The sequence below is a fragment of the Providencia sp. TYF-12 genome, assembly GCF_041344805.1.
Classification (GTDB): domain Bacteria; phylum Pseudomonadota; class Gammaproteobacteria; order Enterobacterales; family Enterobacteriaceae; genus Providencia; species Providencia huashanensis.
This window is the reverse complement of sequence record NZ_CP166833.1, coordinates 3,865,010-3,882,093: the sequence shown is the minus strand read 5'-3', so window position 1 is coordinate 3,882,093 and position 17,084 is coordinate 3,865,010. Positions and strand designations below refer to the sequence as shown.

22 protein-coding genes and 1 pseudogene are annotated in these 17,084 nt (G+C 47.9%); 2 read left to right on the top strand and 21 right to left on the bottom strand.

Annotated elements, in window-relative coordinates:
- Window positions 1-282: 282 nt before the first annotated feature.
- The 21 genes and pseudogenes from ABE954_RS18115 to ABE954_RS18015 form a co-directional block, all read right to left on the bottom strand.
- Window positions 283-478, bottom strand: a pseudogene (locus ABE954_RS18115) (hypothetical protein); the annotation flags it as partial.
- Window positions 479-561: 83 nt separating this feature from the next.
- Window positions 562-867 (bottom strand): hypothetical protein, encoded by a 306-nt coding sequence (locus tag ABE954_RS18110; protein ID WP_196718219.1) that lies wholly within the window; start codon window positions 865-867, stop codon window positions 562-564.
- An 8-nt stretch (window positions 868-875) separates the two neighbouring features.
- Window positions 876-1,148 carry a hypothetical protein gene (locus ABE954_RS18105; protein ID WP_166685137.1) on the bottom strand — a complete coding sequence of 91 codons (273 nt, stop codon included), beginning with the start codon at window positions 1,146-1,148 and terminating at the stop codon, window positions 876-878.
- 5 nt (window positions 1,149-1,153) lie between these two features.
- Window positions 1,154-2,458, bottom strand: coding sequence for a phage tail protein (locus tag ABE954_RS18100; RefSeq protein WP_272682378.1), 1,305 nt, complete (start codon window positions 2,456-2,458; stop codon window positions 1,154-1,156).
- Between the two features lie 3 nt (window positions 2,459-2,461).
- The gene (locus ABE954_RS18095) at window positions 2,462-3,124 is read right to left on the bottom strand and encodes a phage tail protein (RefSeq protein ID WP_272682379.1); all 663 of its coding nucleotides are present in this window, start codon (window positions 3,122-3,124) and stop codon (window positions 2,462-2,464) included.
- The gene (locus ABE954_RS18090; protein WP_272682380.1) at window positions 3,117-4,301 is read right to left on the bottom strand and encodes a baseplate J/gp47 family protein; all 1,185 of its coding nucleotides are present in this window, start codon (window positions 4,299-4,301) and stop codon (window positions 3,117-3,119) included. The genes ABE954_RS18095 and ABE954_RS18090 overlap by 8 nt, the downstream gene beginning before the upstream one ends.
- Window positions 4,291-4,623, bottom strand: coding sequence for a DUF2590 family protein (locus tag ABE954_RS18085; protein ID WP_272682381.1), 333 nt, complete (start codon window positions 4,621-4,623; stop codon window positions 4,291-4,293). The genes ABE954_RS18090 and ABE954_RS18085 overlap by 11 nt, the downstream gene beginning before the upstream one ends.
- Window positions 4,616-6,691, bottom strand: coding sequence for a phage tail tape measure protein (locus tag ABE954_RS18080; RefSeq protein ID WP_272682382.1), 2,076 nt, complete (start codon window positions 6,689-6,691; stop codon window positions 4,616-4,618). The genes ABE954_RS18085 and ABE954_RS18080 overlap by 8 nt, the downstream gene beginning before the upstream one ends.
- Window positions 6,688-6,846 (bottom strand): hypothetical protein, encoded by a 159-nt coding sequence (locus ABE954_RS18075; protein WP_158514051.1) that lies wholly within the window; start codon window positions 6,844-6,846, stop codon window positions 6,688-6,690. The genes ABE954_RS18080 and ABE954_RS18075 overlap by 4 nt, the downstream gene beginning before the upstream one ends.
- A 32-nt stretch (window positions 6,847-6,878) precedes the next feature.
- Window positions 6,879-7,139: a putative phage tail assembly chaperone gene (locus ABE954_RS18070; RefSeq protein WP_272682383.1), complete on the bottom strand. Its 261-nt coding sequence runs from the start codon at window positions 7,137-7,139 to the stop codon at window positions 6,879-6,881.
- Window positions 7,140-7,233: 94 nt separating this feature from the next.
- Window positions 7,234-7,608 (bottom strand): hypothetical protein, encoded by a 375-nt coding sequence (locus tag ABE954_RS18065; protein ID WP_371025908.1) that lies wholly within the window; start codon window positions 7,606-7,608, stop codon window positions 7,234-7,236.
- Between the two features lie 20 nt (window positions 7,609-7,628).
- Entirely contained in the window at window positions 7,629-7,961 is a 333-nt protein-coding gene (locus tag ABE954_RS18060) for a M15 family metallopeptidase (RefSeq protein WP_272682385.1), read from the bottom strand.
- Window positions 7,958-8,251 carry a phage holin family protein gene (locus tag ABE954_RS18055; RefSeq protein ID WP_166685131.1) on the bottom strand — a complete coding sequence of 98 codons (294 nt, stop codon included), beginning with the start codon at window positions 8,249-8,251 and terminating at the stop codon, window positions 7,958-7,960. The genes ABE954_RS18060 and ABE954_RS18055 overlap by 4 nt, the downstream gene beginning before the upstream one ends.
- A 14-nt stretch (window positions 8,252-8,265) precedes the next feature.
- On the bottom strand, window positions 8,266-8,721 hold the full coding sequence (locus ABE954_RS18050) for a phage protein (protein ID WP_110731690.1): 456 nt from the start codon (window positions 8,719-8,721) through the stop codon (window positions 8,266-8,268).
- A complete protein-coding gene (locus ABE954_RS18045) occupies window positions 8,718-9,839 on the bottom strand; it encodes a DUF2586 domain-containing protein (protein WP_272682386.1) in 1,122 nt (373 codons plus the stop codon). The genes ABE954_RS18050 and ABE954_RS18045 overlap by 4 nt, the downstream gene beginning before the upstream one ends.
- 24 nt (window positions 9,840-9,863) lie before the next feature.
- On the bottom strand, window positions 9,864-10,532 hold the full coding sequence (locus tag ABE954_RS18040) for a hypothetical protein (protein WP_272682387.1): 669 nt from the start codon (window positions 10,530-10,532) through the stop codon (window positions 9,864-9,866).
- A complete protein-coding gene (locus ABE954_RS18035; protein WP_272682388.1) occupies window positions 10,529-10,999 on the bottom strand; it encodes a phage tail protein in 471 nt (156 codons plus the stop codon). Before ABE954_RS18035 ends, ABE954_RS18040 begins: the two co-directional genes overlap by 4 nt.
- Window positions 10,996-11,448 (bottom strand): head completion/stabilization protein, encoded by a 453-nt coding sequence (locus ABE954_RS18030; protein WP_109911422.1) that lies wholly within the window; start codon window positions 11,446-11,448, stop codon window positions 10,996-10,998. Before ABE954_RS18030 ends, ABE954_RS18035 begins: the two co-directional genes overlap by 4 nt.
- 96 nt (window positions 11,449-11,544) lie before the next feature.
- A complete protein-coding gene (gene gpM / locus ABE954_RS18025) occupies window positions 11,545-12,207 on the bottom strand; it encodes a phage terminase small subunit (RefSeq protein ID WP_336431971.1) in 663 nt (220 codons plus the stop codon).
- A 38-nt stretch (window positions 12,208-12,245) separates the two neighbouring features.
- Window positions 12,246-13,277 (bottom strand): phage major capsid protein, P2 family, encoded by a 1,032-nt coding sequence (locus ABE954_RS18020; protein ID WP_109911420.1) that lies wholly within the window; start codon window positions 13,275-13,277, stop codon window positions 12,246-12,248.
- A 46-nt stretch (window positions 13,278-13,323) separates the two neighbouring features.
- A complete protein-coding gene (locus tag ABE954_RS18015) occupies window positions 13,324-14,079 on the bottom strand; it encodes a GPO family capsid scaffolding protein (RefSeq protein WP_272682390.1) in 756 nt (251 codons plus the stop codon).
- A gap of 148 nt (window positions 14,080-14,227) precedes the next feature.
- On the opposite strand from ABE954_RS18015, the gene ABE954_RS18010 reads away from it, so the two are divergent.
- Entirely contained in the window at window positions 14,228-16,006 is a 1,779-nt protein-coding gene (locus tag ABE954_RS18010; protein WP_272682391.1) for a terminase large subunit domain-containing protein, read from the top strand.
- Window positions 16,006-17,028: a phage portal protein gene (locus ABE954_RS18005; RefSeq protein WP_272682392.1), complete on the top strand. Its 1,023-nt coding sequence runs from the start codon at window positions 16,006-16,008 to the stop codon at window positions 17,026-17,028. Before ABE954_RS18010 ends, ABE954_RS18005 begins: the two co-directional genes overlap by 1 nt.
- Window positions 17,029-17,084 lie beyond the last annotated feature (56 nt).

The following is a 17,084-nucleotide window of genomic DNA, read 5'->3' as shown; positions in this document are numbered from 1 at the left end:
ATGTTTTTCCTGAGTTTTCTAAGCGAATACGCGCATTCCCTGACGCACCCGAATTAATCCCAACCTCGACATTGTCATCAGGTAAATATGCCGCTGACGTGATAACCCCCTCTGCATCATTGAAGTAAAACCAACACCCTCGACAATCTTGCGGTAAGGCAATGGTTTGGTTATCTTTCATTCCAGCCCCTGAATAGACCGTAATATATTTATATTGTGGGTCATGGCCTTTGATTTCGTAGCGTTTATCTCCCTCATTTTTCGTGTAGCTGTCACCTTTGATGGCATAGTTACCTGCTGGCGCGTAATTGCCTTTTGCCTGATAACGCCCGTCGCTTTCGGTTTTCGTGTAGCTATCGCCTTTAACGGCATAATTACCTGCTGGCGCATAATTACCTTTGGGCTGATATTTATTATCGGTTTCTGTTTTACTATACGCCCCCACATCCCCCGCACTTAACGAAATATCTGCACTCAACGGTTTGTTATTTACTTTTCGCCCGACGGGCACCGCCCCAATACTGGCGGTGGTAATGCGGATCAACTTCCCTGTTGGTTTACTCATTTTGTTACCTCAATAGAAATAAAATCGCCATTTTTTAACGCTTCGGCCAAATACAATGTGGTTCCCTCCACGGTGTACGCATAGCCTTGGGGCTGAGTGATGCCATTAATTTGCACTGATAACACGGCCACATTGCCAATGTTAAAAGAAACCTCGCCACCTTTGATGGCAGGAATAATGGACGTCACTTGAATGTGGGCGTTATCGCCTTTTTCACCGTCATTCACGACGAAAGAAACAGGCGGCAAGTTAGCGCCAGCACTGTTTTTAAACGTCAGTGTGATTGTGCGACCTTTCGCCATGCATCACCTCACGGATTTTCTTTAACTTGTACCGATACGCTGACGATACTGGCACCTTGTGCGCCATTACTTCCGTTTTTACCATCTGCACCATTGGTGCCGTTCTTGCCATCAGCGCCTTTTTGCTCTGCAAAAAATTGCGCCTCTGTTTTGGCTGCATTCCCTGGGAGTTTTTTCCAGACCTCAAAGGCGGATTCACCGTCACTCACATCAAAAGACGCAGGCAAGGTTTTACCGTCAGAAGTTTTAAAATTCAGTGTGATCGTGCGTTTAATTGCCATGTTCGCTATTTCCCTTTAATGGTGGTTTCGACTTCAATGTCGTGAATGTGCTGCAACTGTTTTTCTGAAATAAAAATGTTTTCATCGGAGCCGATGGCCGCTAAATTTTGGCTATCCGCACTAATAAAATCCTTTCCCTTCAAGTTCTTCACCGTGGTTCTGAGTGCCTCCACTTCATTTCGTAACACATCAGTTTCAGAGCCTGCATGTAACGCACGTGGGCTAATTACAGGCACATTAATCAACACCTCAATGTGGTCGTCTTTTAGCAACGGCTCGGCTAAATAAACCGTGTTATTTTCAACGGCAAAAGAATAATTGGCGTATTGCTCAAGGCCATTAATAAACAGCAAACAGTGTTGAAATACCTCGTTTGGGGTGAGCGTGCTTTCATTGCCTTTGGCGACATAGCGCCATGATTTCATCTCACTTTTTAGTGCATATTGCTGTTTGATTTGCGCGATACTTTGTTCCCATTTCGCCCCTTGAGGGCGTAAATCGGTGACTGACCCAGTTTTATCAATCGCCGCGATGGCAAACACAAAATGGGAATATCCGCTGGTATCTACATAGTGTTTTAACTGGTTGCCCGTGGTGAGTTTCACCACCGTTTGCCATTGGCTCAGTAAGTTACCTTGATAGCTGAAATCCGTATAAATGTGCGTATCACGCAGTTTATTGAACACTTGGCTTTTAGCCAGCTCGCCTCGCAAACCGCCCACATAGGCTAAACCGCTATTCACGGTAAATTGTTCACCATCGCGGGTGACGTCAAAGGCAGAGCCAAAGAAAGCCGCCTCACCGTAACTGTCGGTGTTAATCAGCCGCTGCGCTTCATCAATTCCCGTTAAGCGTGCGGTGAAATCAATTTGCCACGTTTCTGCGGTGGTATTAATGGCGGTGTCTTTAGCCGCCCCGTCAAACTCCAGCAAAAATGAGCGAGTTAAAACGTTGCCTTGTTGGCCACCTTGTGTGCGCAGTTTCTTTTGTATTGGGGCATGGGTGATCATCGCCACGGACTGACTGGCTTTGTTTAACAACCCAATCCAGTTAAATTCGAAATCACCGATTTCTGTGCCCAGCGTCACGCTGTAAGCCACCGCATTTTCGCTGACTAACCCCGCCTTATTAATTGCTTGGCGATGTACAATGTGTTTGGCATCGGGCAGTTGTTCAGTGCGTTCAATGGGTTTCTTTGGGTCTAAATTTGGCACTAAGGCAAATACAAATTCATCTAAAATGATGGGCTTACCTGTTGCGGCTTCTTGCGCTTTGTAGTGCTCAAATTCAAGGGTAATGACTGATGACATAATCTATCCTTTTAATGATGCCCCATAGGTCATATTGGGTGCGCTGCTTCCATGCAGCGTCGCATAACTGATTTGAATATCACTGGCAATTTCACCTACTCGTAACGTCAAAATAGGCACAGGTAATTTCGCGTGATAGCTGATGTAATCGCCCTCAAGGCTGCCCACTCGCATATTCAGTTGATAATCGTTAATCACTTCAAACTGATAGCGTCGGCAGGTGCGCCCATACTGGTAAATAATGTTGATCAGCAAATCAGGGGCGCGTGAGAGCTGCTCATCATTGAGCACGAGAATAATCACGTCCCAATCAATGTGCGGCTGGCGCTCTTTAATCAATACGTTACCAATGCCCAACCGTTCAAAAATGGCGATAAATCCCACCACGCTGCCACTGTCTTTGGCGTTGATAAAGGCGTATTTCACCCGCTTGCGGTATAAATCCAACGGTTCACCATTGAAGCGCTGAATATCCCGCTGATAGGCCAGCAAGTTCAATAATGATTCTGTGCAAGTTTCCGCATCCAATTGCGCCAATGGCCACGTTAGCCAGCCGTAAATCATCGTCCAGAAACGACGTAATGCTACCAGTAGCTTGGCGGGTTCGCCTTTGTCCATCCAACTTGGCAGCGCAAGGCGTTTAAGCTTTTCGTGAAAGTCAGACATTTTTCACCTCAACCACTAACGATGTTAAGCGGGGCACATTGAGCTCGCTGGTGATATCCCCCAATGAAAAATACAGTGACTGAATATCACTAAACTGGCGGTGCAGTTCGCGCCCCAAGTTCGAAAATGAAAACCGTGAATATGGCCATGTTTGTTTGACCTGGTACAAACTGTTTTCACGAAAGGCGCAGCGCACCAAATCGTTCACCTCATTTTTTAAGCTGCCCAGTTGTTCCGCGCTAAAGTTGCCGAGGTTATCGACGAATACGGTTAAAACTAACGCATGGTGTGTTTCTGGCATGGCAAAACACTGCATGTCATCACCGTGGCCGTGATGGCCTTGTTTCATCACGTAGTCATTCACTTGGTCGATAAAAGGCTGGCTTGCCACGCCACTGTCTAATAACAAATACGCATTGGCGGTACCCGCGCCACGGGGCGCATCATGCAAAAAGAAAATGCGGTCAATGCTCAAGCCCACAAGGCTGGCTATCATGCCGCGATAAACCGCATCGGTGTGATAGTTCCCCACTAAATTGAATTGGTTGCGGCAGCGGTCACGCAAGTCATCGTCACTTTCAGCATCCGCGCCTGGCGTCGTTAACCAATCATTTTCACTTTGCACCTGTTCAATCCCTGCGACGGCCACGGGCAAAATACGAAAATAGCCTGGGGCGAGGTTATGCGCACCACCTGCCATATCTGCCATCACAGGGATTAACTGGCTTTGCTGGCCAGCGGCAATTTCCACGGCTTGGGTGGTACTCACGCTGTAAATCACCCCCGCGATGCGCTCCGTTTGAATAATGGTGCCTTTGGGCACGGTGACCGCGCTAGCGCCTGCCACTTTATAAAAGCGGATCACACCATGGGCTTGGGTGGCAGGTTTACGAGTTAAGTTGACGCCCCAAGCAAACAAATCAAGCCATGCCCCTGATGCCGTGGCCAGATACATATTGCGCATGACGACATTGACCAAGGCCTCTTTTAGCCACATTACGGGCTTGGTCACAATGGAGGTAATGAGCCGCCAAAACGGAGACATTCGTGAGGTATTGGTCACTAACCCCTCATCGGCCACCACTTGGTTAAATTGCGCGTGAATTTCAGCCTCAGTGGTCGGCATACCGCTATCTTGCAGAACCTTTTCATAATCAACATCGGGCTTAGTCGCCATAGTCCACTCCCACGTCCATGCGGCCAAAATCGTAAGTTTCTGCGGTGATCCACAATTTCACGGGTGATTCTTCGTGAATGGCAATTGTCCCTGGGACAATGCGCTCGTCATTTTCCACAAGCATCTCAATTTGGTTACGAATATCTGCCCGTAAGGTGGGGCTACGTTCGCCCACCAATTGTGTGGCCAAACCGCTTTCCATAATGGCATGGACACAATCTTGAGCGATGGAAACACGGTTATTGCACAAAATCGGCTCACTGCCTGAATTCAAGGTAAAATCACGCTGAGTGATTAATAAATCAATGTATTGGCTATCCATGCGCTAACATCTCATATTCCGTTAATTGTTGTGGTGATGGTATTGTTTCAACTTTAATGACCACATTTTCATAATTTCGACTGTTATCGACATGACTGGTTGTTGAACCCACGGCATTTTTCCCAATGCCATTTGTATCAATGCCTTTGAGCTGTTTGCCCGTTAATATTTGTGTATTGGTGATGGGCTCCGCTTGCTCAACTTGTGCCTGCATAAACAATTGTTGCTGGCGAATAATCTCGACCGCAGCCATGCCCTCAACATCAGGCACGCTATTGGTGGCTTGAGCGGCTGGGGTGTTGACCTCCATGCGTTCAATTTCAACACCAGGCAAATAATTTAAGGTATCGACAAACGAGTTATAGATATCTGCAAAGGTCTGTTTTACCCACGCCCACACATTGCCGAAAATATCGCGGATGCTGTTGGCGACGGTCTCAAAGGTTTCGGTTAATGAAAACTCACCAAACCAATTGCACAGCGTTTCCCAACCTTGGCCAATCCATTCCCACACATCGCTAAACACTTGGCCAACTGCCATTACAACTGCGGCCAACACTTTAAATGTGGTGGTATCTTGGATGGCGGCTTTGACTGCATCCCAGTGTTTAATCAGGAAATAAATACCCACACCTAATAACGCAATCGCCCCAATAATCAAAATGATGGGCAAGCTCATCAGGTTGAAGCCAATGCCTGCGGTGATAGCGGCCATCCGTAGCGCCAACAAGGTACCGCGCAAAAGTTTTAAGGTAGCCTGCCAAATCACCATCGCTTTATTGGCCAGCCAGACCGCCCCAGGGATTAATTTCAACGTGGCAAGGCTCAGTTTCCAGACCACCACTAATCCCGCCCAAATAAATTTACTGATCCCCATCACGATATTAGCCATCGCTCCCGCAGCGGCCACGCCTGTGATACTGGTGGCGATATAGCCCACGTATTTGGCGATATTGGGGAACAGGGTGAGCCAACGTTGGACGGTTTGCCCCATCTCTGCAATTTTATTCACCAGTGGATTAATGACAGGTAGTAGCGTCATCCCCACGGCCACACGCACGTTAGTCCAAATGGCCATTAAGCGTTCCCACGGGTCGGCCAATTGCTCGGCCATTTCACGGGTACGTTTCATGCCATCGTTCGCGCCCAGGGCAGTGATATTTTTGCGTAACACATCCACATCGCCATAGAGCTGCTTCACCACAATGGCCGAATCCCCAAAGGCGGCTTCAATCTCTTTCTGTGCCTTGAGGTTACCGTCGATATTGCTACCGTACTTTTGCTGTAATTTACCCAACATTTCAGGCAAGGAATTCATTTTTCCCGACGCATCGACAAAGCTCAGCCCCAGTTTTTTAGCCCCATCCGCTGCGCCCGTCATAAAGCCCTCATAAGCGCTGCTGGCTTCGGTGCCCAATGTGCGCTGTAATTCCCCCAACACGGCTAACTGTTCATCGATACCCACACCAAAGTGAGTCCCTGCCGATCTTGCGCCCTCCATTAACCCTGTAATGTCAGCCATTGAGGTACCAAAGGTTTGCGACATATACAGGGCTTTGCCTGCCAGTTCTTCGGCAAATTGGCTTTTGCCCACTTGGCTGGCGTAGGTGGAAAACTGCGAAAACATCTGCCCCATATAGGCGGTGGTTTCATCTGCGGTGCTTTTTAAGGCGGTGGCCGTGGTGTTGGTCACCGTGGTTAAATAAGGCAGTTCGTTATCGGCTACGCCTTGAATGGCTTTGCGGATGGTGAGCGCCGATTGGGTAAACTCCACCGAGGACTTGCCATACTGCGCACTGAATTTCATGGCCGCTTGGGTGACGTTTTTCATCGCGCTCGCATCCACGCCTTGCAAACTGGCGGTCTGTAGCGCTTCATTCATTTGCAGCGCGGGATCAAGTAGGCCTTTTAAGGAAAATAACGCACCCGCTAACCCTGCAACCCCAATGGCACTTTGAGTAAAGGCTTTTTGACTCTCATTGGCAAAATTGGATAACGCAGATTGAGCCTGTTTTAACGGCTGCGTCACGTTATCAATTAAGCTTAAGGTAAAATCTAATGAGTTCATTTATCACCCTTTAACGCCAGTGCAATGCCATTGGCCACGGCAATGCGCATATTTTCCCAGTGTTGGTTATTCAGCCATGCAGCACGAGCCAAACTATCAATTTCATCATTATCATGAGGATAGTAATGACGACGCAGCGCAATAAATTGCTCCAACTCATTACGCTCGATAGACTCAACCCGTGCCCTCAGTTTTTTACGCTAATGTCCAATTTCGGGGCATATTGCTCATTGATGGATGAGGCGATTTGCAGCGCGGCACCTGGCTGTTTCAATAACTCATCCAGTGCGTCTTTGTCGTCTTTCACCACAATGCGGCGCAAATAGGTGTGGGCAGGGGCAATTTTATTGTCCATCGCCATTTCATTGATAAACCCGTTATAGGCGGTCATGTTGGGTTCGAAACGGTAATCTTTTCCTGCAATGTCTAATGTGATTGTTTGGCTCATGGTTCAATTCCTTTTGCGGTTAATGTCATCCACTAACTGGTTATGACGTGCGGCACAATTGCCGTACAAGGTTAAAAACAGTTCTAACGGTTCACTAACGTGCTTGCCCGTTTGTCCGTTCAGTCTCGGTAACAAGATTGGGCATTTGGTTAACAGGTTTTCCTGATAACTCTCGCTCGATACGCTCGACGGCGCGGTTGTACAAGCTGACAAACTCAGGACTAACACACACGTTAGTGAACACAGGTTTAATAACTTCGGTTCTGATTTCCCTGGACGTTGCATTGGCAATGTTCTCCAATTGGTTTTCAAGCTGACGCGCAGACTCACGGGAAATGGCTTGGGCTTCGGCTCGGGCTTTATCGCCTGCTTGTTTGGCAGCGCGTTCAATGTTGAGCTGTAAACTGTCATGATAAAGCCCATTCACCCACCAACCTGCGCCAAAGGCCGCTATTCCTAGCGCGAACACCAACGCAAGTTGTTTGGCCATTACTTCACCCCGTTATGGGCTAAGCTGAAATGGTTGCCATCGTTAAATCGGCCGCCCCAAGTGCCCCCGATAGATTCCCAATATTCGCCTAGGGGTAAATAGCTTGGGGTATCTTCACGGTATTGGCCGTTGATAAATAAATTAAAGTCCACGGCTAGGCGCGATATATGCAAGCTGTTTTTGATGCCTTTGCCTGTTTTGGCATTCGCGCTGGCTTGTTCGGTGGTGCGAAAGGCTTCACCAAAGGTCAGTCGGTAACCGTGCTCATCTGCCCATAAAATTAGCCTGCCGATCATTACGGTGAATAAGGCTTGTTTCTCTGAAAGTGTCATTGTTTAAATTTCCCTTTTAATAGTGAGCTTCCACGTTTGCGCAGCCACAGTTCAATTAACTGATACCCCGCAATACCAAAGGCAGAGCCTAGTCCAGTGATGGCTAGCGGTGAGATATCTGGTACCCAAATCAAGATAGCGCCTGCCATCACTGACACGGCAGAGCCCAAAAGAATGCGCCCAATAAATAAACGCAGGGTGATAGGTTCATCCCCTGTGAGCACTTTGCCAATAGCAATCAGTGCACCAATAAAAAACAGGGTGATAAATGTTTTTTCATGTTCTTCCATGAACACTTTTCCTTTTAACCGATTAATTTGTCTGTCAATTCTGACTCAAGGTAAGGAATGCCATCCAAGCGCACAAAATCAGGGCTGGTGACAAGGAATTTCACTTTTAAATTGACCGTGGTGCCACCTTTTGGGTCATGGTCTAAAATGTCCGATAACAGCAATTTGCAGCCAAAGGCTTCCACTTTCATTTCCTCTCCGCCTGCTTTGGCGTACCACATCAAATCCACTTCGGGGATGCTGCGCCATGAGCCTGCTGCACGGGCTTTGGCTTTTAAAATGGCTAACGCTTTGGTGCTAAATTCCAGCTCACCCTCGGCAGACACATCCCCCGAAACCCAACCGTCGGGCACGCCATTGGTTTGAGCGACGCCCGTATTATCCGTAAGGTTTAACGTTGATTTCTCAACGTGAATGAGTGAGCCGTCTAGGTTGAAATCAAACGACTGACCCGAAATCCGTTTACTCATGCTGCGCCCTCCAAGCTGGTATCTAAGATCACACTCGCTTCAATGCCTTTCGGGCACTCATACGTTCGCACCACAAAATACACCGCAACTTTGGTTTTACTCATCCACGTAATGACCACATCACTATCTTGTGGCGGTTTGCATTCCCCTGGGAACGTAATACCGTTGATTTGGCTAGAGCGTGCCATGTCACGCATCACACGGGCAAAATAACTTTTGTGGGTTTCAATAGAATTGGGCGTACTGTTTAAGCTACGGTCACCAATTTTGGCAATCGCACGGATACGCACGTTTCGCGCCACTTTATCGACAATGCGCAGGTTTTCGATGTTTTGAAAATCACCGCCTTCCACGTCTAACGTGCGGCCATCTGCCCAGTACAAACCGTCGTAGTCGGGGTACCACATCGGCACACTGAGGCGGTTTTTCTCTAACGCTTGCAAGGTGGCTAAGTCAATTTCTTTGCCTGTACCATCAAGGGGTAGCGTTGCGCCCATGTCTTTTAATGCGCCTGTTTTTACTCGTGCAGGTGTGTCCGCGATGGTCACGGAACGGGTACACAAACGGCCTGCTAATACACCCGCTTCTTTGCCCCACAGTTGCGGTACCAGTTGCACTGACGGCGCGGCAATGCCTTTTTGTAGCGCAATGACTTGTGCGACATAATCTGGCCAGCTTTCTTCTTTGGTGGGGGTATCCACGGTAATGATTGACCATACCCAGCGGCCATATTTGGCGATTAAGGTCTCACGCAAGGTATTGGCGGCATCAATGACTTCTTTGCTGGCTGCGGTCAGTAAAACATAACCTTCCACACTGGCCACGTCTTGCGCGGCAATCACTGCATCCACAAACCCCAGCGGCTCAGCATCAACCGCCATCACATGAAGATAAGCCGACCAGTTTTGCCCCGCGTTATTCATGGCGGCCATCACATTGCGTTTCAGTGCGCTATCTTCATGGCCTAACACATCATCAAAATCCGTTTGTGTGTTGACGGAAACCGTTTTGCCCACGTTGGTATTGCCTGTTCCCACAAACAATACCGTGCGTTCAACCTCTTTGGTTTCCCCTTGTAGCTGATTTACTTGGTTCACCTGTACAGATGGCCATGTCATAAAAAATCCCTCTTTTATGGTTGTTTAACCAAATCCAATCCCTTGCAGTTGCCGTGCGAGGGCTTTTTCAAATTCATCTTGATTGATGCCCAAAAACTCACGTGCTGGCACATCAATCACCCATGAATTTTGCGGCGTCTCATCGCTTAAGGTGCGAATTAATAAACCTGCTTTAGCAAAGCTCATCCCGCTTTCAATGGCTTTAACAGGCGGTTTGCGCCAGCCTTTGCCTTTGCGCTCCTTGTACCCCAGCGCCCGTAACTTTTTGGCTTGCTTCTTGGTGGCTGGCCGTGTTTTATCTCGCCCAGATTTAAAGCTGGATTTATTCACGGTCACGTTCATCCCATGTTGTTGCGAATAACCCACAACCCCCGCAGGGATCTGTTTTTTGCCATTGCGGTATTTGCCCCCTTTGAGGTAAATCCGCACACTTTCGGTTTCAGGCAATTCCTTGATGTGCAGCACTTTGGGCATATTGCGCAGCATCTTTTTACGCCAGTTTCCCTGGCGCTGTGGCCACGGTTCGCCCTCGGGCGTTTGTTGGTTGCGAACGTTGCGTTTTGCTGCCGCTATCACGCCATATTTCGCGATGCGCCATAACAGGCGTTGGCGTTTTTTCGGGGGTAAATCAAACCGTTTAAGCGCCTCTTGCAGCGTATTAAATTGGCGTTGATTTAACTGGCCGCTTATCATGAGTGAACGCCTGCAATATCGGCCTCTTGGGCAATCCACATATCAGGGGCACACAGCGTCCAGCGCTTACCATCCATCGGGACAATACCGTTTTCGTCCTCTCGCATGTTGACGTTCTCCGCCAATTGCAGCATGACAATCACCACCGCTTGGTGACTTTCGTTTAAATCCACATCCATTGATGGGCGCTCTAAATCCAGTTGAATATCATCGATATCGTCATTTTCATTGAGCCACGCATCAATCAAAATACCGATGTAATCAGGGTTTACTTGGCGATAGGGGAAACGCCCCCAAGCAATCGTCGCGTCATATTGTTTGATGTGCATTCGGTATTGGTCATTGCCCAAATCGCGCTGCGCAGGGATGAATTGAATGCTGTCCATCACGCTGGAAAACTCCACATTGCACACACCATCGGGCAAGTTGGCCTTTAAAAAGGCGGTGAGTTGCTGCAATTTGCTCATATCATGGTCACCGTGGCACGTTTCAAACCTTTCATATTGCGGATCACTAATGAAGATTCCGCTAACAGTCGATTGCGTAGTTCAGGGCTTTCTTGCTGCGAGTTCGGGGCACGGTTCACGATAGAACTGTATTCCCCCAATAAATCGGCTTTGGCTCGCGCAAACACCGCTTTTAAATACTGCGCACATAAGGCATTACGGCCATTACGTTGCACACCAGGTACTTCTGCCGCTTGCTGGTACCCTTTGGCGTGGTGCTGATTTTTCACACTTATCAGCTCACCATTAATTTCCGTGATGGTATTCAGGAGTGCATCGGCTAAAAAGTCTGTATCGATACTGGTCGGTAGCGAACGGCTTTTTTGAAACTCCAGTAAATCCACATCTGGCCAAAAACCGTCATTGGTAATGATTTCTTGGCGATAATTACCGCTATTACCATCAAACATGGGGTGTCCTTAATGTAAAAAGTGGGCAAGGCCAGCTTCCTTGGCCAATTGCAATCAATTGCATTGCCTCAGCTGCGCCCACTTGGCTTGCGGTAGTCATTCGGCAGTAAGTGCCCGCAGTCGCATAGCAATGCGCGTGCGATGGGTTCTTACGCCACTTTTCGGGTTAAGCTGATGCGCCCTTGCAAGGTAGGCATCGGCTTTTTCTAAATCATCCACGTTATCAATGGCACTGGCTTTCGCTTCACTGTTATCCCCTTTGAGGATTTCCAAGGCCGCGAATTTGTACCACTTGGCCTTAATTTTTTCGTGAACTCGCCATTTTTCGGTGACGTTGTGAAACGTGCGCGAAAAATAGGGTTCGATGGCATTACCTGCTTCCGTTTCAAGCTGCGCCCATTGCAAGATGGTGTCTGCTACAAAGGCAGGAAAGCCACTTTTAAAGCCTGTTGGGGTAAGCTGTCCTTGCTCAATGGCGATGTCCGCCCAATCCAATCCGTGTTGGAATTCCCCCACATCAAACAGCCACACTACACAGTAGGCAAAAATCGGGTTTTTATAGATTTTCCCGTCGTCCAGATAATGCTGGGCAGTCGGCAGATAATTGGGCAAAAATTCCTGCCGTTTTATCTCGGTACGTTCTGCGTTGGTCATCCCTTTGAGCCGTGCGGCATCCTTGTCAACGGCACGCGCTTGTAAGTGCATACTTTCGCCATCCGCAATGGCAATTGCCTGTTGCTGCTCCAGCTTTTGGCGCATTTCCACTTTTAGGCGGTGACGTTGACCTGGTGATAACATTAGTCTGTCTCGACGGTGTCTTTCGGCTCAATCAATTCACCGATAGTGACCGCTGACTCATCAATTGCCCCGTACAGCTCAGGGTATTCCAACGCATAGCCCTCGTTACGCAGATAATTGTTTTCATACTGTTTACGGTCGTCCACAAACTCTGCTTTGCGTTGGCGCGTATTGCGCTGCGTGTACAGGTGCAAGTTGGATAACGTCGTAACCACTAAGCGTTTCCCTGGCATAAATGGCGGGATGTAGGCGGCACGGCCTGCAATAGTGGTACCCAGTAATTGTGCGGCAATTTTCTCCGTTGGGCGGTCAGCGGCTTGATATAAGCGATGTTGCTCCGCAGCCACCAAGTCAGCGCCCACTAACACCACAAGGCGTGGGTCGGTACGGTATTGCACAGGAATACAAGTGTTTACCACTTCTTGCGCCATCGCATCGAGCGAACGGAAATCGCCTTTTTCATCCAAGGTGATGGATTCGGAGATCACTTGTTTTCCACCGTCCCATTCTTTGGCGATTTGATGCCAACCTTTGTTCACATCCTCGCCATTGGGGTACTTTTTCGCATCGGTGCTATCGGCCACATGGGTACCGTTAAAACCAATACGCAACATGTCGAGGGCAAAGCTTTCATTAACGAAATTTTGCATCCGTTGGTAAAACTCATTTTCACCACCTGAGTTTGCCCAAACGGACAGCACATCCCACGGTAAAAACGCCCCTGAGTCGGTTTCGGCTAATTTATACTCATTGCCATCAATCCCCGTTTCACGCATGAAACGGCCACCTTTTTTACGCCCCGTAAATAACCCAGGGTTACCTACCGAAATCACTTGTCCAGCCAATTGGTCAACGTCCGCGCAGTAAATCAAGTTGAGAAACTCAACCGATTCCATAATCGCTTTACGTAACGCAATTTCTTTCGGTTCGGTGATGGCAAAATATTTGGACGCATCATCAATGTTGTATGAGCGTTCAAGGCCTGACTTATGGCCTTTTAAATACGTTCTGGCCGTATTGTTTAAAAACATGGAAATCCCTCTCCAAAATTCAGTAATGGGCTCTGATCACAACGGATTAGAGGTGTACAAACTCTTTACGGCCTGCGGGGTTTTTCCCTGGGAGCTGGGTCGCCACTTTGCTGAATGATTTGGTGATTTCGGGTAAGTTGTTGCGCAGCTTGGCGAAATCTTCGGTGTCCACGACCTCTTTCACCACTTCCACATCACTTTGCGCTTGTTCCAACATGGTTTCTAATTCAGCGATTTTAGTCATTGCTGCCGCCAAATCTGCTGCCATGCCCGATAACACCTCATCGTTAACGGTGGTTTCGGTTGGCTTTTCTTCTTTGACTTCTTCAATGCCAAAGTGCTGACGCCATGTTTTCTTTGCGGGTTTTGCCATTTTTCGTTTCCTTTGTTTTTGACGACTAAAGTCTAGCCTTGTCGTGCCTACACTGGCTGGGGTGTCCGTTACCGCCAAGCCCTCTAAATATGTCACGCCTGAATTGCGAAAATCGGGATTCATCTCGACCGAGGTAAACACCCCACGGTTTTGGCTGTTCATTTCCAATAAGCGGGTAAAAGGCCTAAGTACCGCATACAAACGTAGCGTATCGCTTTCATCGGTATCCGCTTGTAACTCAATGACCTCTCCCAGTGGGTCACCGCGGTCTTCGCCTGGCTTATTGTGCCGAGGCCAAATCATGGCGGTGTACAAATCGGTATCATAGGTTTCTGCCATTTCGATAATTTCCTCGGGCAGAATTTCCCGACCATCAACGGTTTCACCTTCCGTGGCAATGCAGAGCCATGTTGTGCGTAATTGCGACATTCAAAATCCTTAGCTGCATTCCGTTCCTTTTGAGCCATCAGTATTGCCAATTCTTATTCAGGGTGCGAATGGTTGAGTTCGGTTATCCCGCCATTACCGAAAACAGGTAGATGCCTGCAATTTCTGAACATTGCACAATGGCATCACTATGGCTAAACACTCAGATGCAAAAATACAGGTCGCCAAATCACTTTATTTGCGACGCTATACCCCCGCTGAAATCGCGGAGGAACTTAACCTGCCTAACAGGCGGATTGTCTATTATTGGGCGCAAAAATGGTGCTGGGCGGATATGCTCAACCATGAGAGCGTGTTGGAGGCAATTAACCGACGCATTGCGCTGTTATCGGAGCGCAATAAAAAAACGGAACTTGAACTGGAGGAGCTCGACAGGCTGATTGCTCATCACGTTAAATTGATGGCACAGGCCAATAAGCACAAAGAAAAGCTGGCTGAAATCAAAGCGCAAGCCGAGTCTGGCGGGGAATACAGTACAAGTGACGATGGCGAAACCAAGAAAAAACGTCGTTATAAGAAAAATGATATCTCTGAACTGACCCCAGATGACTTTCAGAAATTCGCGGATGAAATGCTGTTTGGTTACCAAAAACACCTGCGCATCAATATTAAAAAGGCCATTCGCAATATCCTCAAATCACGCCAAATCGGGGCGACGTGGTACTTTGCCTTTGAAGCGTTTGAAGATGCGGTACTCACTGGCGACCCTCAAATCTTTTTATCCGCTTCACGACCGCAAGCCGAGGTATTTCGCTCCTATATCGTCAATATCGCGGATAAATTCTTTGGTGTCACGCTCACGGGTAACCCTATCCGTTTAAGTAATGGTGCAGAGCTGCGCTTCTTATCCACCAATAAGAACACCGCACAGTCCTACAGTGGCCATTTGTATTGCGATGAATATTTTTGGGTACCTGATTTTAAACGCCTAAATGAAGTCGCTTCTGCGATGGCGACCCACGACAAATGGCGTACCACTTATTTTTCCACACCCAGTGCCAAAACCCATCCCGCTTACCCGTTTTGGACAGGCGACGAATGGCGCGGCAGTGATGCCAAACGTAAAAATGTGGAATTTCCCTCATTCGCACAGATGCAAGACGGTGGCCGTGATTGCCCCGATGGCCAATGGCGCTATGTCATTACGATTGAAGACGCTGTCCGCAATGGATTTAACCTGGCATCCATTGAAAAACTGCGCAACCGCTATAACAAAGACACCTTTAACATGCTGTATATGTGCGTGTTTGTGGACAGTGGCGCATCTGTTTTCAAATATAACGACCTTGAAAAATGTTCCATCGATATTGGTGTTTGGGATGATCACGATATTAATGCGCCACGGCCATTTGGGGATAAAGAGGTTTGGGGCGGTTACGATCCTGCACGTTCGGGGGATACCTCCACCTTTGTAATAGTCGCACCGCCTTTGGTCGCAGGTGAATATTTTCGCATCCTCGCCACCTTTTATTGGCAGGGCATGAGCTGGAAACACCAAGCCAAACAAATTCAAGACCTGTACAGCCAATACCGCTTTACCCATATCGGCATCGATACCACGGGGATTGGCCACGGGGTGTATGAGATGGTGGCCGACTTTGCCCCGCGCGTCACGACGGCCATTCACTACAGCCAAAACACCAAAACTCAATTAGTCCTCAAAATGATTGATTTGGTGGATGAGCAGCGCATTGCCTGGGACGTTGAGCAAAAAGAAATTATGGCCAGCTTCTTAGCCATTCGACACACCACCACGGGTAAAGGGGGCTCAATGACCTTTATCGCGGATCGCAGTAAGGAAACGGGTCACGCAGACGTATTTTTTGCCACCTCACACGCCGTGGCTAATGAACCGCTAAACAATGAAAGACAGCGTAAATCCAAATATAAATTTCAAAAGGCTGCATGATGAGTAAGAAAAAGTTACGGAAAACAGCACAAAAACAAACTACGAGCAAAAAATCGATGAACATCATCACATTAGGCAAGCCAGAACCGATTTTAACCACTCATACGGAATACCAAAACATTTGGTATGATAATGATTATGACCATTACAGTTTACCCATCGACCGCACCGCCTTAGCGCAATTGGTCAATTTAAATGGCCAACACGGTGGCGTTATTCATGCGCGTTCGAATATGGTGTTATCGGACTACCGAGGCGGTGGCCTGACGCATCAGGAGCTGCGTGCCAGCGTATTGGATTATATTGTGTTTGGTGATACGCCCATCTTAAAGCTGCGCAATTATTACGGTGAAGTGGTTGGGCTGTATGTGCTGCCTGCGCTGTTTATGCGTCGTCGTAAAAATGATGATTTTGTGATTTTGCAAGAAGGTGAACCGATGGTGTATACCCCTGACGATGTGATTTACATCAAGCAGTATGACCCCCAACAGCAAGTTTACGGCATCCCTGATTATATCGGGGGCATTCATGCGGCCATGTTAAACAGTGAGGCCACTATTTTTCGTCGTCGTTACTACCACAACGGGGCGCATACTGGGGGAATGATTTTTTGTAATGACCCAATGCTGACCGATGAAGTGGAAGTGATGATCACCAAAAAGTTAGAGCAAAGCAAAGGGATTGGTAACTTTGAAACCATGTTCGTGCATATTCCCAATGGGGATGCGGACGGCATCAAGTTTATTCCTGTGGGGGATATTTCGGCGAATGATGAATTTAGTAATGTGAAAAACATCAGTGCACAGGACATTTTAACCGCGCATCGTTTTCCTGCGGGATTAGCGGGGATTATTCCTGGCAATGTGGGCGGTTTAGGTGACCCGCGCAATGCCCGTGAAGCGTATCGACAAGATGAAATTATTCCTGTTCAGCGTATGTTTGCTAACGCGATAAATAATGATGGTGAGGTGCCCGATCATTTAAAGATCACTTTTCAAGAAGATAGCCACCAATTGAGTTAAGAATAACGCAAAATTAACGATATTTACGGAATTTAACGGTCATAGGGAAATGAAAA

Excerpts from the sequence above, each read along its gene's own strand:
- ABE954_RS18080 (WP_272682382.1), bottom strand. The coding sequence starts at position 6,691 with ATGAACTCATTAGATTTTACCTTAAGCTTAATTGATAACGTGACGCAG.
- ABE954_RS18015 (WP_272682390.1), bottom strand. The coding sequence starts at position 14,079 with ATGTCGCAATTACGCACAACATGGCTCTGCATTGCCACGGAAGGTGAA.
- ABE954_RS18055 (WP_166685131.1), bottom strand. The coding sequence starts at position 8,251 with ATGGAAGAACATGAAAAAACATTTATCACCCTGTTTTTTATTGGTGCA.
- ABE954_RS18095 (WP_272682379.1), bottom strand. The coding sequence starts at position 3,124 with ATGTCTGACTTTCACGAAAAGCTTAAACGCCTTGCGCTGCCAAGTTGG.
- ABE954_RS18040 (WP_272682387.1), bottom strand. The coding sequence starts at position 10,532 with ATGATAAGCGGCCAGTTAAATCAACGCCAATTTAATACGCTGCAAGAG.
- ABE954_RS18070 (WP_272682383.1), bottom strand. The coding sequence starts at position 7,139 with ATGAGCCAAACAATCACATTAGACATTGCAGGAAAAGATTACCGTTTC.
- ABE954_RS18020 (WP_109911420.1), bottom strand. The coding sequence starts at position 13,277 with ATGTTTTTAAACAATACGGCCAGAACGTATTTAAAAGGCCATAAGTCA.
- ABE954_RS18110 (WP_196718219.1), bottom strand. The coding sequence starts at position 867 with ATGGCGAAAGGTCGCACAATCACACTGACGTTTAAAAACAGTGCTGGC.
- ABE954_RS18005 (WP_272682392.1), top strand. The coding sequence starts at position 16,006 with ATGAGTAAGAAAAAGTTACGGAAAACAGCACAAAAACAAACTACGAGC.
- ABE954_RS18085 (WP_272682381.1), bottom strand. The coding sequence starts at position 4,623 with ATGGATAGCCAATACATTGATTTATTAATCACTCAGCGTGATTTTACC.
- ABE954_RS18105 (WP_166685137.1), bottom strand. The coding sequence starts at position 1,148 with ATGGCAATTAAACGCACGATCACACTGAATTTTAAAACTTCTGACGGT.
- ABE954_RS18035 (WP_272682388.1), bottom strand. The coding sequence starts at position 10,999 with ATGAGCAAATTGCAGCAACTCACCGCCTTTTTAAAGGCCAACTTGCCC.
- ABE954_RS18090 (WP_272682380.1), bottom strand. The coding sequence starts at position 4,301 with ATGGCGACTAAGCCCGATGTTGATTATGAAAAGGTTCTGCAAGATAGC.
- gpM (WP_336431971.1), bottom strand. The coding sequence starts at position 12,207 with ATGCGCCAAAAGCTGGAGCAGCAACAGGCAATTGCCATTGCGGATGGC.
- ABE954_RS18045 (WP_272682386.1), bottom strand. The coding sequence starts at position 9,839 with ATGACATGGCCATCTGTACAGGTGAACCAAGTAAATCAGCTACAAGGG.
- ABE954_RS18050 (WP_110731690.1), bottom strand. The coding sequence starts at position 8,721 with ATGAGTAAACGGATTTCGGGTCAGTCGTTTGATTTCAACCTAGACGGC.
- ABE954_RS18100 (WP_272682378.1), bottom strand. The coding sequence starts at position 2,458 with ATGTCATCAGTCATTACCCTTGAATTTGAGCACTACAAAGCGCAAGAA.
- ABE954_RS18010 (WP_272682391.1), top strand. The coding sequence starts at position 14,228 with ATGGCTAAACACTCAGATGCAAAAATACAGGTCGCCAAATCACTTTAT.
- ABE954_RS18030 (WP_109911422.1), bottom strand. The coding sequence starts at position 11,448 with ATGTTTGATGGTAATAGCGGTAATTATCGCCAAGAAATCATTACCAAT.
- ABE954_RS18060 (WP_272682385.1), bottom strand. The coding sequence starts at position 7,961 with ATGACACTTTCAGAGAAACAAGCCTTATTCACCGTAATGATCGGCAGG.